We start from the raw sequence: 14,263 nt of genomic DNA on the forward strand, positions 1-14,263 counted from the left end.
AACATCATGAAGTGGATAAGTGTGATTGTAGGGCTTGCTGTTCTTATGTCTGCTTGTGGAAATAAAGCTTCTGAGCAGGAAGCACATAGTTTCTCCGAAGCACTGCCGTTAGTTCAGCCGCAAAAAACGGCTTCTGCCAGCCCAACTATTTCCGAAGATAAGAAGCCTGCTGTCGAGAAACCGGAACTGAAGAAAGCTGAACCAGCTGCTTCGGCCGATGCTCCAGCGATGAACAACAATGTTGCATTAGCCTCGACTGTTCCACCTAAAGAACCGAAGAAGGCCGAAGAGCAGCAGCAAACTAAAGAGCAGGAACGAACCAAAGAACCGGAGCAAGCAAAGCAATCGGATCCGCCTGTGAAACAAGCTGAACTGGCAGTTAAGCAGGCTATAGAGACTTCGGCAGTTGTAAAAAGCAGCGAACCTCTGAACGAAGCTGCACCTGAGGAAAAGAAAGTCACCGAGAAAGAGAAGCAAGAAGCAGCACCTGCGAAGAAGCAGGCTGCAAGCGCTAATCAATCCGAGATTAAGTGGGCGGAATTTTTTGATAACGACAAGCAGACGACTCCCTCCAATAAGTTTTGGGATTTAAGCGGCAAACAAGTGGAAATCAAAGGCTATATGGGTGAAGTGCTGTCGATGGAGAAAAACTGGTTTCTGCTAATACCTCAGCCAGGAGCAGAGTGCCCTTTTGACAACGGGGATGAAACGTATTGGAACCAAATCATGATCGTGTACTTACCCAAAGGGGATAAGCTCCGCTTCACTACAGGTCCTTTAAAGATTACAGGCAGACTGGATGTCGGGATAAAAGTCGATGAGTCCGGTTATAAGACGATGTTCAGGCTGTATGACGCAAAATTTGAAAAAATAAAAGAATAAATTGAACCAAGTACTAACTTGCTTTCAACGGTGGAATCCTAAATAATGGTTAACAAAGGATAACATCTTACGAAGTAGGGCGGGATGAAGAGTATGAACGAGGTTATCGGACTTTTAAAGAAACACACATCCATTCGCAAATTCACAGAGCAGCCTGTCAGCGACGAGCAGCTTCATGCCATTGTATCCTCGGCACAGAGTGCCTCGACTTCCAGCAATGTGCAGGCGTACAGCATCATACGAGTAACGGATCAAGGGATGAAGCAGCAATTGTCCGTCCTATCCGCTAATTACTCTTATATCGTGGAGTGTCCGTTGTTTCTCGTATGGTGCGCTGATATGTATCGGCTCCGCGAGGCATACGGCAAACATGAACAGGATGAGCCTGTTTATATAGGCACAACGGAGAATTTGATCGTTGCCACGGTAGATGCATCATTGGCCGCGCAGAATGCCGCGGTTGCAGCGGAGTCGATGGGCCTGGGCATTGTTTACATCGGGGGCATTCGCAATCATATCGCGGAAGTATCCAAGCTGCTCAAGCTGCCGCAATATGTATACCCGGTATTCGGCATGTGTATCGGGTACCCCGATCAGCAGTCGGCCCCGCGTCCTCGTTTGCCGATAGATGCGGTGCTGCATGAGAATACATACGACCCTGACCGCATGATGCAGCCTGTCGAGGACTACGACCGTACGATGAAGGAGTATATGACCCTTCGTACAGGGGGGAAGAGAACCTCGACTTGGACTGAGGACATGGCAAATAAGCTGAAAACCCCTGCTCGGCTCCATATGAAAAGCTTTCTGGAGAAGCAGGGGTTTGGCAGAGATTAATGGATTAGCAGAAAAAAAGGCCTAACCGGCGAAGGTTAGGCCTTTTTCCTATGAAATGAAAGCAAGTGCTTTTAACAATCTCTGAAGCATTTCAACGGTTGTAGCACGAGTAGCCTTGGATTCAGGCCTGATATTGCCATGCTCATCGCCAACGAGAATTTCTGCTTCAAGACTAGCATGGCTTTGCAGTGACAGGTTGTAATGCAGCACCTGTATACGAAATCGCCCGGTTCAACATCACAGCCAGCTCCTCTCTCGTAATCGATTCACTCGGACGGAACATGCCTTTGTTCTCTTAAGCTACTTAATTGAACAAGAACTATATAGTACAAATGGTCTAATTATAGTAAAATAAACAGGAAAATTATAAAGTTAAGGGGAGACATTCATTGAAAAGCCTTCACCTACGAATTATGCTGGTTTTTTCCATTATTATTTTATTGTCAGGTTCATTATTAAGCTACGTGATCTACACATCCTCGGTCAGTCTAATCACACGATCGCTAGGAGAGCAGGCAAGAAGCATTGCGCAGTACGCCTCCAAGCAGATCGATATAGAGAAATACCGCGATATCAAACCGGAGAAGGGTGAAAATGCATACTACAAAGAACTCCGATTAAAGCTGAATGATATACGAGAAGCCAATAACTTGAAGTATTTATATACCATGGCTGAGCGGAAAAAAGGGGATGCTGCGGAATATTATTATATCGTTGACGGGATGCCTCTTGATGCCAAAGGAGAAGATTTTTCCCCGTTGGGTAAGGTTGAGACCAGCATGGGTGAAGTCCAGATAAAGGCGTTCACGGATCGTGAAATTAAGGTTGGAGAGTTGACGGAGATTGAGCCTTACGGAGCTCTGGTTTCTGCTTATGTTCCTATTAAGTCATCTTCGGGCGAGCTGCTGGGGGTTCTCGGCGCTGATTTTGACGCATCAACCGTTTATCAGCTGCTTCGCGATAATAAAAGAAATACGATGATCATTACAGGGGCTATTTTACTAGTTTCGATTGTTATTATTTACATATTTTCTCGAATGATCGTTTCTCCTATACTTCGGTTAACCCGTGAAATACAGAAGGTACAAGGTGGGGATTTGACAGCGAAGACGGAAGTGAAGGGCAAGGATGAAATTGGCCGACTTTCTGACGCCTTTCAAAAAATGATTTTTGTTCTAAGAGATATGATTCAGGAAATCCAAAACAGTGCTCATAATATGAAGCAGTCCAGTCAAGTGCTTGCGGAGAGTTCGGGAGAAACAAGTGCCTCCAGTGAGCAAATAACGGGTTATTTATCGGATGCTGTAGATGTTGCAAGGACACAGGAGCAGCGAAGTGGCGAAACTGCACGGGCCGTGGATGAAGTCGGTGCTGGCGTTCAACGTATTGCTGACTCGTTATCCGTAGTTGCCGAGGCTTCCAAGGAAGCTACGAATGCTGCCAGAATCGGCAACGATTTTGTGCACCAGGCGTTGAAACAGATGGAATCGATACAAGCTTCGTCCCATCTAATGGCTAAGGATATCGAGCAGTTGGCCGAGCGTTCGGATCATGTCGGTCAAATTGTCGATGTAATAAAAGACATATCTGCCCAAACAAACCTGTTGGCGCTGAATGCAGCAATTGAAGCAGCAAGAGCAGGTGAGCATGGAAAAGGCTTCGCCGTCGTAGCGGATCAAGTCCGCAAGCTGTCGGTTCAGTCCGAGGAATCGGCAGCCAGGATCGGCGAACTGATTGGCTACATTTTGGAGGATACGGCCAAGGTTGTAAAAGGGGTTAACATGGACACGAATGAAGTGGAGTCGGGACTTGTTATCGTGAGGAATGCCGGAAATGCATTTGGACGTATTCAGTCTGAGGTGGAGAGGGTTGCGCAGCAGGTTCAAGAGGTTTCAGCTGTCTCTGAGGAGATCGCTGCTGGGGCCGAGCAAGTCATGGCATCCGCTGATGAGATGGACCGACTCTCAAGAAATACCTCGGAGCATTTTCAAGGAATAGCGAGAGCGGCCGAAGGGCAAATGGAAGCTATGCAGCAAATATCCGTATCCTCTGAAAAGCTGGAAGAAATGTCAGAGAGGCTGGAGCTGCTGATCCAAAAATTTAAATTATAGTAAAATATTTAAAAGAGCTCCAACCGAGATATTCGGTTGAAGCTCTTTTTGTCATCTGAAGATGTTCAAAGTGTGGACTATGGATTATTTATCGGCTCCATCATAACTGTCTCTCCAACGCAGCAATCGATCCTCGAGCTTACGAACAAGGGAATCCGTCAGTTTTCCAACAAGTGCAAAAATTACAATGCCGACAAAAACAACATCGGTTTGGGCAAATTGTCTCGCGTCGGAGATCATATAGCCTACTCCAGAGTTGGCCCCCATCAATTCAGCAACAATGAGGCTTAACCAGGCCATACCAAGGGAGAGTCGAAGACCAAGCAGGATGTTTGGCATCGCTGAAGGCAGTATAAGCTTGGTTATTTGCTTGAACCGGCTGAATTCAAGAACCCGTGTGACCTCGAATAGCTTGGAGTCAATCCCGCGGATACCGAGAAAAGTATTAAGGTAGAGTGGGAAAAAAGCCCCTTTTGCAATCAGCAATACTTTAGAAAACTCACCAAATCCGAACCATAGAATGAATAGTGGCATGATGGCCAAATGGGGTACGGTTCTAATCATTTGTAAGGTAGGATCCAAAGTATATTCGGTCTTCCTGAAAAAACCAACCAGTAATCCTGATATTAAGCCAAGACCGCCTCCGATTACAAAACCGACAATAGCACGATAAATACTAACGGAAAGGTTGTCAAATAGTACACCATCACCGGATAAGGTTATGAAAGCTTTGACAATTTCAACAGGTGTAGGAAGCAATTGAGGAGGAACCAGATGAAGCGATCCAACCAATTGCCAAATGGTTAAGATAATGGCAGGCAATATGATTCCGTACATATATTTCTTATAATGCTCGCGAGTCTTCATAGAAAGCCCTCTTCAATGGTAGTCTAATTTTAATCATTTTTAAGTTGATTTTGAAGATATTGAATAACAGATTCATGTACGGTAATGACGCCTGAGTTTAGCTGGTCACGATATCGCTGCTCGGATGCTTGACCTGGATAAGTAATGGATTGGTCTGGATCTACAGTTGGTACAGCGTTGATCTCTCCAAGAAATCCGGTTACTTGCTCGCGGAAGGATTCTACCGTATGACCAAATATGGTAGGATCGATTAATTGAATGAGAGCACCTCTGCTTTTTCCTGGCCCTTTGGAGCCGATAGGAACATTGACCAAAGCGCCTCCAAGCATTTCGAATGCCAGAGCTAATCCGAAGCCCTTATAACCTCCGACAGGTGATAAATATTTCACTTCCGCTGGGTTCGTTGTAGGCTGTCCTTGTTGATCAACGCCCCAAGTGTTCGGAATGGTTTCCTGGTTATACTTGGCCAGAGTCACATGACCCCAAGCACGTTCGGAGGTCGCCATGTCTAGAACAAACAAGGGATCTGTATGGGGAATGGCAATCCCTAGCGGTGTATTGTTGACCGCTGCTGCCATGCCTCCGGGAGGAGTCATAACGCTTGTCCCGCCATAAGCGAATACTAGCGTTACAGCACCTTGCTCAGCGCCGTATCTGGCAATAATTCCTGAACAGTTGAACCTTGTAATGTCAGTTAGGCCAATGGATATCATCTTGCGATCAGGTAAGAATGGTATTGCAAGATCAATGGCTTCGCGAGCTACGATATGCCCTAAGTCGCTGTTGCCGGTAATATGCATATAGGAGCCATCAAAAGGGCCTACCTGGTAAACTCCTTTGTCTGTGAAAGCTTCTACCGCATTTCTAAAGTAGGTGAAGCCGTGAGAGAAGCGGCCTCTTAAATCAGCGTCCAAATAATCTTCCGTTACGATTTCGGCTTCACGCTTGGTTGCTCCATGCTTAAGCAGAACTTGTCTGCCTAGTTCTCTTAGCTCTTGAATAGGAAGAGTTACATTACTCATAATAGATTCACCTCGAGGTGTTATTTATTGTTTTTAATATCTTCTAATGCTTTATTAATGAATGTATTGTCAACAACCTTGGATGGATCAACTAACTTATTAATGGCTTTCTCATTGAGTAGAAATTGTGCTAGCTCTTGCTGCCCTTTCACAAATTGATCGGATACTGGCAGCGTTGCGAAGCTGACATTTTTGATTACGGATTTAACCACATCTGCATTCAGCTTGGTTCCTTCGGAATAAATCTTAACAGCTTCATCCAGGTTTTGATTTTGCCAAATCAAGGTTTTTTCCAGAACTTTCAAATAGGCGGTTACAAGCTCAGGGTGTTCTTCAGCGAATTTAGTGCGGGCAACATGGAAGGCCGGGCTGATATAATTAATATTCGATCCGTCTGCCAATACAGTAGCTCCGTCATTAACCACAGTAGTGGATAAGTAAGGCTCTCCTATGCTCCAAGCGTCAACCGAACCTCCGATGAAAGCGGCTTTCGCTTCATCTGCTGAAAGCTGAATAATCTGAACATCAGTAGCTTTTAAACCTGCTTTATCAATCAAACGGAACAACATATCGTAGCCGCTAGTAGCTTTTGCAACGGCGATTTTTTTGCCTTTTAACTGTTCAACACCCTTAATCGAGCTGCCTTTTGGTACTAGCAGGGCATTATTCTTCGAGCCTGTGCTGCCAACAGCAATTTCTTTGAACGGTATGTCCGCCATTTGAGCAGTAATTACAGGAGTATTACCCGTTACAGCTAGGTCGAGGCGATTGGTGAGAATGGCGTCAAATTGTGGTGGGCCGCCTTGCACTTCAAGCCAATTGACCTTCGCGTTATGTTTAGCAAATTCTTCTTCGAACCATTTCTTTTGCTGTGCCAATACAAGAGGAGCCACTGCATGTTGAACGCCAATGTTCACGACAACTTCTTTTTGCGCTTGAGGTGAACTCGGGGTAGAGCTAGTGGATTTAGTATCGCTTGTTTTACTGCCGCATGCTGCTAGAATAAGTATAAGACTTAGGAATAAAACTAGAGTGGATACTTGTGATTTTCTCATAATAAATCTCCTTTTCGAATCTTAAAGTATCTAAACTTTACTATATCCGAGTAAACAAGTATAGTAACTATGTGTTATGGTTATATAACTAAAGGTTATGGTTAAAAGGGGTTGTGATATGAATATTGAGCAGCTAGAATATATTGTTAATATTGCCAGAACCGGATCGATTTCTACAACGGCTGAGATCATGCATGTCTCTCAGGCTGGAATAAGCAAAGCTCTAGCGAGGCTGGAAAGTGAAATAGGTTTTGAATTGTTTGAACGGACCCGATCAGGAACTGTCCCAACAGATCGCGGGAGAATTATTATTGATAAAGCGAATGAGGCGCTCATCAAAATTCAAGATGTAAGAGATGCAGTGCTTATGCAGAATGACCACATTGAAGGTGAAGTTCGCCTCTCGGTAAGCCCCAATTTCATGGCGATACTCCCCAAATCTATTGTCTCGTTTAAAAATCACTATCCTTATGTTCGTTTAGAAATAACGGAGAAGGATTCGACCGATATTATCGAGGATATTAAACAAAATAAGACGGATATGGGCTTGATTTATTTAAATCATGAACCTGGCGTGACGGATGAACTGTGGTTAACGAAGATGATTGAATCACGTGTGGTTGTTTGCGTAAGCAGACATTCATGGCTTGCCTCCAAAGCTAGCGTTACTCGCAAGGATTTAGTGAATCAACCCTTTGTTAGTATTAATGGCAGCTTTTCAAATCGCTATATGAAGCAATTCAAGGAAAAGTATGGTCCCGTCAACATCATTTTTACTTCCAACAATCAAGAGGTACTTAAAAGGACCATAGCAGAGGGCGCTGCGATAGGTATATTTATAGAATTTAGCATTAAGAAGGATCCGCTTATTTCCAGTGGGGAAATTGTGGCGATTCCGCTCGTGAATGATGACAGCAACAGCGTAACCTTCGGGTGTGCGCGCTCTAAAAAGCAGCATTTTCCTAGAACGCACCAAGTATTTTTGAAGTATTTAATGAGGGAAATTCACCTGTTGGAAAAGTAAACAAAAAATCCGACCTGCCGCAGGGGCAAATCGGATGGAAGTGGCGCTTATAATTGCAGCTAGCTTAGTATTATTTTAAATAGAGTAAGTGGGTTCTAGATCTTCATATCCACTTAGAGCCCATAAAACGCGTTTGCGATATTCCATAAATGATGTGGAGACGCGAGCACGTGGATGAGGCAAATCGATGGAAATAATCTCCTTAACCGTTCCAGGCTTGGATTCCATAACCACAATTCGATCGGCTAAGAAGATAGCTTCGTCAATATCATGAGTTACAAGCAGCATCGTCATACGGTTTTCACGCCAAATGTCCAGCAGCGCTTCTTGCATATGGTTTCTTGTAAAGGCATCGAGTGCTCCAAAGGGTTCATCGAGAAGAAGTAACTGAGGCTGACGCATAAGCGCGCGAGCGATTGCCACTCGTTGGGACATCCCGCCTGAAAGTTGTTTAGGAAAAGCTTTCTCAAAACCGGTTAGCTTAACCAATTCAATAACTTCGTTCACCTTTTGGCGGACGGCAGGATCCTTTAAAGACAAATCAGCTGCGATATTTTTCTCAACGGTTAACCACGGAAACAACCGGTGCTCTTGGAATATGAAACCTTTTTCAATACTTGGCTTGGTAACCGACTGCTCGTCTATAAGGACAGAACCTTGAAAGCTGGTGTCTAGCCCTGCAGCTATTTTCAACAGCGTACTTTTTCCGCAGCCGCTTGGACCAATGATCGCAACAAATTCATCCGGCTTGAGTTCTAGATTGACCTCACGGAGTGCTTGGACAGTACTTTCCTTGGAAACAAATGTTTTGTTCACATTCATAAACTTCACGGTTGCCATGCTTACTTCACCTCATGTGTAGGAGATTAAACTTGTGTCATTCTTATACGCTAAGAGGAGACGGCAGTTTGGGTATTATCGATGATAGTTCATATGACAAGAAATCTTAATTTAAGTTTTAGAGAAAGTCAAGGTAAATTTTGTTGGAGAATTTCTATCCTTGCCAGGTAAATCTCTAAATTCATCATACCAAATAAGGAGTCTACTATTGTAAAAATAGTGGGCTTCTTTTATTTGGTCTATCGAAAAATATGTTTGGCGATTTATATAAATAGGTTGCATAAAATGTTCAGCCTTTGTTCAAAATAACCCTACAAATACCAATTTTACAAAAAAATAATTGGACTAAACAATTAAAGGAGGTATTTATATGGCGGAACGGCGTAATGAACAGCCGCCTAGTGATTCTCGTCGGAAGTTTCTTAAATATTCGGGGACTGCTATCGGTGGAGCTGTTGTGGGTGGAGTAATCGGGGGGGCAATCGCCGGTGGATTTCGTAAAAATCCGGCTGCGCCAGCACCAGCGCCAACAACTCCTGGTGCGGCAACGCAGACGGCAGATTTCAATCAAGCACCCATGTACTTTAATCAGTTTCAGATGCAAATAACAGAAGCGGCGGCTGAGAGAATTTATCCTAAGGATGACATCGGACCAGGGGCAGCAGAGCTGGGAGTTGCATTTTTCATTGACCATCAAATGGCTAGCCCTTGGGGTATAAATGCCCGTGAATATCGGATTGGCCCTTTTATTAAAGGGGAAGTCACCCAAGGAGATTATCAAATCATTCAGCGCAATGAGTTGTTTACTATGGGGCTTCAAGCTATGGAAGAGGCGAGTAAGAAGAAGTATACGAAATCGTTTATCGACCTAACCGACGAAGAGAAGGATGCTATCCTAACCTCTATGGATAAAGGCGAGATTCTGGTCATTAACGAGGTCACAGGTAAAACCTTCTTTAATTTATTGCGCAGAGTGACCCTTGAAGGGGTCTATTCTGATCCCGTGTACGGCGGAAACAAGAATATGATGGGCTGGAAGATGCGTAAATATCCTGGTAATCAGATGGTTTACACAGAGATTATGGAAAAAAGCGAGTTTGTTCTCATGGAGCCTCGCAGTCTCCACGATCATTTTGCAACTCATTAATTTTGCTGAATAAACATTACAGACAAACAAAACAGAAGAGAGGCATGCATCATGGCTACTAAAATGCCAAAGGTTCCTGTCGTTATAGTTGGGATGGGATTTCTAGGAGGTATACTTGCCGCTGAGTTAACCAAACAGGGCGTCAAGGTTGTGGGATTGGAAAGAGGAAAGCCGCGCAGTACGGAAGATTATTACATGGTGCATGATGAGCTTCGCTATGCGCAAAGGCTGGATCTGATGCAGGATCTGGCCAAGGAAACGATAACCTTCCGTAATACAGAGAAGGTAGCGGCAGTGCCGATGCGGGAGCACGGCTCCTTCCTGCTTGGAGAGGGGCTTGGCGGAGCGAGTGTGCATTGGAACGGACAAACCTTCCGATTTCTCCCCTATGATTTCCAAATTTACAGTAAGACGGTTGAGCGTTATGGGAAAAGTAAAATACCAGACGGGATGTTAATTCAGGATTGGGGCATTACCTACGATGAAATGGAGCCCTATTTTGAAAAGTTTGAGAAAATGGCCGGAATTTCCGGTGATCCCGAACAAAATGAGATGGTTGGTAAGCGAGCAAACCCTTTTCCAACTAAGGCGATGATTCGAACACCGACTATTAAAATGTTCGAGGAGGCGACCAAGAAGCTTGGTTACCATCCTTATATGTGGCCTTCGGCTAATCTATCTGAGCAGTATACAAATCCTGACGGCATTACTCGTGCAGCCTGTCAATATTGCGGGTTTTGCGAGCGGTTTGGCTGTGAATATGGAGCGAAGGCTGACTCTGTAGTAACGGTATTGCCGGTAGCTCATAAAACCGGAAATTTCGAATTGAGGACCTACTCGAATGTTATCAAGGTCTTAAATGACGGTAAAAAAGCGAGCGGTGTTGTTTATGTAAACACAATAACGGGTGAGGAGTACGAACAGCCAGCCGATATTGTTATTCTAACGGGCTATGTATTTAATAACATCAGGCTGCTGTTAACTTCCAAATTGGGTCAGCCCTATGATCCTGCTACGGGGAAAGGAGTTATCGGTAAAAACTATGCCTACCAAACGAATGGAGGTAGTGCGACAGGCTTTTTTGATGACAAGGAATTTAACACCTACGCGGGAGCTGGGTCTTTAGGGATGGAAATTCCCGATTTCAACGGGGATAACTTCGATCATAGCAATCTCAACTTTATCCATGGAGCCGGTATTCGCTTCGCGCAGCCGGGACTGCGGCCGATTGCCAATAATTCGGTACCGGCGGGAACTCCTACTTGGGGAAAAGAGTTTAAACAGAAATCAATCAAGTACGCGAACAGCGTCTTGAATGTGGGTGTACAGGGCAGCAGTCTGCCGTGGAAGCATCACTATCTGGATTTGGATCCTACATACAAAGACGCTTATGGGCTGCCGCTTATGCGAATTACTTTTGACTTTGAAGAGCAGGACCGACAAATGATCAAGTTTGTAGCAGAGAAGGCAGCAGGGATCATGAAGGAAATGAATCCAACAACGATAGGATCGAACAGTACGTTAGGGCCTTACAACATTGTCCCTTACCAATCTACGCATAATACGGGTGGCGCTATCATGGGCTCCGATCCTTCGACATCAGCAGTAAACAACTACTTGCAAATGTGGGATGTTGAAAATGTGTTTGTCGTTGGGGCTTCCGCATTTCCTCACAACAGCGGCTATAATCCGACGGGAACGGTAGGAGCTCTTGCATATAGGGCAGCTGAAGGGGTTTCCAAATACATGAAGCAGGGCGGAATCGTTGTATAACGGTGAGCATTCCTTCGAATGGGTGTGAGGTAGAGCATGGAGCAGGAAGATTGGATTTTTCACCTTACGGAAGTGCGTAAACGGCTGCTGCTCGTATTTGGGTGGTTTGTAGCGACTTTGTGCGTAGGCTTGTACGTCTCGCCTAGCATATTGCGGTTTATCAAATCACAGCCTGGAGCAGATGGCATCGAATGGAACGTGTTTTCTTTCACGGATGGGCTGCTGATATACATGAAGTGTGCTTTGCTGTTTGCGCTTCTGTTCACGCTGCCAGTCCTACTTTACCAGCTATGGGCATTCGTTCGTCCAGGCTTAACGGATAAGGAAGCGAAGGGCGCACTATCTTATGTTCCAGCGTCATTTATGCTGTTTTTAGTCGGGCTTGCGTTCAGCTATTTGGTCGTATTTCCGATGATGCTCCGTTTTATGAAAAATATGAACAGTACCATTGGAGCTGTGGAAACGTACGGCATTGACAAATATTTTTCGTTTTTGTTCGATGTTGTGCTCCCCATGTCAGCGGCATTCGAGCTTCCTGTCGTCATGTTGTTTTTGACACGAATCGGCTTGCTCACGCCTGAACGATTAAAGACGGGGCGCAAATACGCCTACGTAGGGCTGGCTATCCTTGGCTCATGTATATCACCGCCGGACATGCTTTCTCATCTGTCGGTTACGATTCCCTTATTTATGCTGTTTGAGATTAGCGTCTTCGTTTCGGGCAGACAGTGGCGTATGACACAGGAAAGCCCGGCCAACGGTTGATCCGTACAAGAGAAGGTTAGGCTTACGATGCAGGTTTCGCTAAAGCGAAACCCATAGGAGGATAAAACTATGTTTAACAATATCGGTGTTTCAGGGCTGGTGCTTATATTGGCCATCGCGTTAATTTTATTTGGGCCTTCCAAGCTGCCTCAGCTTGGAAGAGCATTCGGCGATACGCTCCGCGAGTTCCGCAATTCCACTCGTGGTATGGTAGAGGATACAGATCAGCCGGAGCAAGCGGCATCGAACGAAGTTAAGAAGCTTAATTAAGAGCAGTCAGGATAATTCCATTAACTGTAAATAATTAACTAAGCTACACAAAAGGAGCATGGCCCATATGGGGGCAGGCTCCTTTCTGCATTTGTTATTTCTCCTAAAAAAATAGGCTGCCCCGTCGTTACGACTTTGGGGCAGCTCTCGGATGATTATTAGTGCATAATGATTTGTTAAAGTTAGTCCATTAATGCAGAAAGCTTCATCATTCTGCTTAGCAGCACTGCGCTTGTGCTCGTGTTGCTTGTTCCTTAGGTGCAATTCTTTGACTATCGATACCGCTGATGATCGATTCGGAAAGCAGCGAAGCTGCTGCGTCTTGAGCCCAAAGCTATCTTTTAACCACATTGAAATTGTCCTCGATAAGCAGCCAATTTTGCGGAAAGCTCAGTCCAAGCTTCCAATAGCTGATCCCACGTAGACCTAATTCCTTCACTAAATTAAACTTGGCTTGAATGGAACGCGCATCCTCAAACCAAACGATGTGCTGCTTGCCTGAGCTATCCCAATAAGTAAAATGCGGAGCTTGTGCTACATAATCGTACTGAATTTGCGCATTCTGTTTTCTTGCCAAATCGATGGCAGCTTGCGGACTTAAAGCTTTGGCAAATGGACCGCCTTGTACAAACGGCAGTGTCCAATCATACCCGTATAAATTTTGCCCCATCATGATTTTGGAAGCAGGCATTTCACTGATCGCATATTCCAAAACCTTACGCACCGGACCTATAGGCGAAACAGCCATGGCGGGTCCTCCGCTATATCCCCACTCATAGGTCATAATGACAACAAAGTCAGCAACTTCTCCATGCACTTTATAATCATGAGCCGTATACCATGCTCCTGTTTGAGTCGAGCTTGTTTTTGGAGCTAGAGCCGTTGACATCAGAAAGCCTTCGCGGTGCAGCAAGCCGGAGGCCTTACGAAGGAAACGGTTATAGGCATCTTTATCTTCCGGACGCAGATGCTCGATATCAAAGTGGATATCTTGAAAATTTAGTTCCTTTGCTGTTCGTATTATAGTATCGAATAAATGATTCTGTACCTCTTGATCATTCAAAATGACGGAGCCCAGCTCAGGGCTGAACTGGTCCTTCTCTAAATTGGTTACAACCATCATTAAGGTGACATTATGCTGCTGAGCAATCGCCTCAAGCCCATTCAAAGGCGGCGCTTGCAAAGATCCGTCGCGGTTGATTCGAAAGCTGAAGGGTGCCAGGTAGGTCAAATAATGTGCGGTATCCCTTGCCGATTGCAGCAGCTCGGAAGATATTGCATTTCCTCTAGGCTCGAGATAGGCATTAATTTCTGCTTTACGGCGTGGTGCCGGTGGAATGTAGAGCCGCATCCCCACGGTTAGAGGCTGATTCTCCCTTAAGTGGTTAACTGATGCTAACGTTTGAGCTGAGACGCCGAATTTATGAGCGATACTATATAGACTGTCACTAGACAGCACATAATAATATTTTCCGACTATAGGAATAACTAATGCCTGTCCTACGACTAGCGATTTTTCTACAGAAATTTCATTTGCATCGGCTATTTCTTTAACCGTCACCCCATACGCATTTGAAATCTGGTAGAGTGATTGGCCTTGTTGCACGACGTGAATTTGCATGGTTCCCCCTCCTCGTAATGAATAAATTTGAAAATCACGATATTTTCAT

Annotated in this window: 14 protein-coding genes and 1 pseudogene; 8 read left to right on the forward strand and 7 right to left on the reverse strand. The window is 44.9% G+C overall.

The genetic code is table 11. The annotated features are described in order from the left end of the window. The first annotated feature begins 6 nt into the window (after window positions 1-6). A complete protein-coding gene (locus GC093_RS05140) occupies window positions 7-882 on the forward strand; it encodes a hypothetical protein (protein WP_216624509.1) in 876 nt (291 codons plus the stop codon). 93 nt (window positions 883-975) lie between these two features. Next, the gene (nfsA, locus tag GC093_RS05145) at window positions 976-1,719 is read left to right on the forward strand and encodes an oxygen-insensitive NADPH nitroreductase (RefSeq protein WP_171650796.1); all 744 of its coding nucleotides are present in this window, start codon (window positions 976-978) and stop codon (window positions 1,717-1,719) included. A 48-nt stretch (window positions 1,720-1,767) separates the two neighbouring features. Here the strand turns inward: nfsA and GC093_RS05150 are convergent, their stop codons facing one another. Next, window positions 1,768-1,929, reverse strand: a complete 162-nt coding sequence (locus GC093_RS05150) for a hypothetical protein (protein ID WP_171650797.1) — start codon at window positions 1,927-1,929, stop codon at window positions 1,768-1,770. Between the two features lie 179 nt (window positions 1,930-2,108). Here GC093_RS05150 and GC093_RS05155 point away from each other — a divergent pair, with 179 nt between their 5' ends. After that, on the forward strand, window positions 2,109-3,830 hold the full coding sequence (locus GC093_RS05155; RefSeq protein WP_216624510.1) for a methyl-accepting chemotaxis protein: 1,722 nt from the start codon (window positions 2,109-2,111) through the stop codon (window positions 3,828-3,830). A gap of 84 nt (window positions 3,831-3,914) precedes the next feature. Here GC093_RS05155 and GC093_RS05160 read toward each other — a convergent pair whose 3' ends face one another. The 3 genes from GC093_RS05160 to GC093_RS05170 are packed head-to-tail and all read right to left on the reverse strand — an operon-like array spanning window position 3,915 to window position 6,774. Beyond that, a complete protein-coding gene (locus GC093_RS05160) occupies window positions 3,915-4,697 on the reverse strand; it encodes an ABC transporter permease (protein ID WP_246313561.1) in 783 nt (260 codons plus the stop codon). A 29-nt stretch (window positions 4,698-4,726) separates the two neighbouring features. Continuing rightward, window positions 4,727-5,719: an Ldh family oxidoreductase gene (locus tag GC093_RS05165; RefSeq protein ID WP_171650799.1), complete on the reverse strand. Its 993-nt coding sequence runs from the start codon at window positions 5,717-5,719 to the stop codon at window positions 4,727-4,729. A 20-nt stretch (window positions 5,720-5,739) separates the two neighbouring features. Then, window positions 5,740-6,774 (reverse strand): aliphatic sulfonate ABC transporter substrate-binding protein, encoded by a 1,035-nt coding sequence (locus tag GC093_RS05170; protein WP_171650800.1) that lies wholly within the window; start codon window positions 6,772-6,774, stop codon window positions 5,740-5,742. Between the two features lie 118 nt (window positions 6,775-6,892). Here GC093_RS05170 and GC093_RS05175 point away from each other — a divergent pair, with 118 nt between their 5' ends. Next, entirely contained in the window at window positions 6,893-7,798 is a 906-nt protein-coding gene (locus tag GC093_RS05175) for a LysR family transcriptional regulator (RefSeq protein ID WP_171650801.1), read from the forward strand. A 75-nt stretch (window positions 7,799-7,873) separates the two neighbouring features. On the opposite strand, the gene GC093_RS05180 is transcribed toward GC093_RS05175, so the two are convergent. Beyond that, window positions 7,874-8,638, reverse strand: a complete 765-nt coding sequence (locus GC093_RS05180; protein WP_171650802.1) for an ABC transporter ATP-binding protein — start codon at window positions 8,636-8,638, stop codon at window positions 7,874-7,876. 370 nt (window positions 8,639-9,008) lie between these two features. Here GC093_RS05180 and GC093_RS05185 point away from each other — a divergent pair, with 370 nt between their 5' ends. The 4 genes from GC093_RS05185 to GC093_RS05200 all read left to right on the forward strand — a co-directional run bounded on the left by GC093_RS05185 (window position 9,009) and on the right by GC093_RS05200 (window position 12,593). Continuing rightward, complete coding sequence (locus GC093_RS05185) at window positions 9,009-9,785, forward strand: gluconate 2-dehydrogenase subunit 3 family protein (protein ID WP_171650803.1); 777 nt, start codon at window positions 9,009-9,011, stop codon at window positions 9,783-9,785. A gap of 51 nt (window positions 9,786-9,836) precedes the next feature. Next, window positions 9,837-11,558: a GMC family oxidoreductase gene (locus GC093_RS05190; protein WP_171650804.1), complete on the forward strand. Its 1,722-nt coding sequence runs from the start codon at window positions 9,837-9,839 to the stop codon at window positions 11,556-11,558. A gap of 36 nt (window positions 11,559-11,594) precedes the next feature. After that, window positions 11,595-12,323 (forward strand): twin-arginine translocase subunit TatC, encoded by a 729-nt coding sequence (gene tatC / locus GC093_RS05195; protein WP_171650805.1) that lies wholly within the window; start codon window positions 11,595-11,597, stop codon window positions 12,321-12,323. Window positions 12,324-12,392: 69 nt separating this feature from the next. Next, on the forward strand, window positions 12,393-12,593 hold the full coding sequence (locus tag GC093_RS05200; protein ID WP_171650806.1) for a twin-arginine translocase TatA/TatE family subunit: 201 nt from the start codon (window positions 12,393-12,395) through the stop codon (window positions 12,591-12,593). A gap of 217 nt (window positions 12,594-12,810) precedes the next feature. Here the strand turns inward: GC093_RS05200 and GC093_RS36825 are convergent. Both GC093_RS36825 and GC093_RS05210 read right to left on the reverse strand, forming a co-directional pair. After that, window positions 12,811-12,912, reverse strand: a pseudogene (locus GC093_RS36825) (S-layer homology domain-containing protein); the annotation flags it as partial. A gap of 15 nt (window positions 12,913-12,927) precedes the next feature. Next, a complete protein-coding gene (locus tag GC093_RS05210; RefSeq protein ID WP_171650807.1) occupies window positions 12,928-14,214 on the reverse strand; it encodes a glycoside hydrolase family 18 protein in 1,287 nt (428 codons plus the stop codon). Window positions 14,215-14,263: the final 49 nt, after the last annotated feature.

It is taken from the genome of Paenibacillus foliorum (assembly GCF_013141765.1).
GTDB lineage: Bacteria > Bacillota > Bacilli > Paenibacillales > NBRC-103111 > Paenibacillus_S > Paenibacillus_S foliorum.

Excerpts from the sequence above, each read along its gene's own strand:
- GC093_RS05140 (WP_216624509.1), top strand. The coding sequence starts at position 7 with ATGAAGTGGATAAGTGTGATTGTAGGGCTTGCTGTTCTTATGTCTGCT.
- nfsA (WP_171650796.1), top strand. The coding sequence starts at position 976 with ATGAACGAGGTTATCGGACTTTTAAAGAAACACACATCCATTCGCAAA.
- GC093_RS05160 (WP_246313561.1), bottom strand. The coding sequence starts at position 4,697 with ATGAAGACTCGCGAGCATTATAAGAAATATATGTACGGAATCATATTG.
- GC093_RS05165 (WP_171650799.1), bottom strand. The coding sequence starts at position 5,719 with ATGAGTAATGTAACTCTTCCTATTCAAGAGCTAAGAGAACTAGGCAGA.
- GC093_RS05170 (WP_171650800.1), bottom strand. The coding sequence starts at position 6,774 with ATGAGAAAATCACAAGTATCCACTCTAGTTTTATTCCTAAGTCTTATA.
- GC093_RS05175 (WP_171650801.1), top strand. The coding sequence starts at position 6,893 with ATGAATATTGAGCAGCTAGAATATATTGTTAATATTGCCAGAACCGGA.
- GC093_RS05180 (WP_171650802.1), bottom strand. The coding sequence starts at position 8,638 with ATGGCAACCGTGAAGTTTATGAATGTGAACAAAACATTTGTTTCCAAG.
- GC093_RS05185 (WP_171650803.1), top strand. The coding sequence starts at position 9,009 with ATGGCGGAACGGCGTAATGAACAGCCGCCTAGTGATTCTCGTCGGAAG.
- GC093_RS05190 (WP_171650804.1), top strand. The coding sequence starts at position 9,837 with ATGGCTACTAAAATGCCAAAGGTTCCTGTCGTTATAGTTGGGATGGGA.
- tatC (WP_171650805.1), top strand. The coding sequence starts at position 11,595 with ATGGAGCAGGAAGATTGGATTTTTCACCTTACGGAAGTGCGTAAACGG.
- GC093_RS05200 (WP_171650806.1), top strand. The coding sequence starts at position 12,393 with ATGTTTAACAATATCGGTGTTTCAGGGCTGGTGCTTATATTGGCCATC.
- GC093_RS05210 (WP_171650807.1), bottom strand. The coding sequence starts at position 14,214 with ATGCAAATTCACGTCGTGCAACAAGGCCAATCACTCTACCAGATTTCA.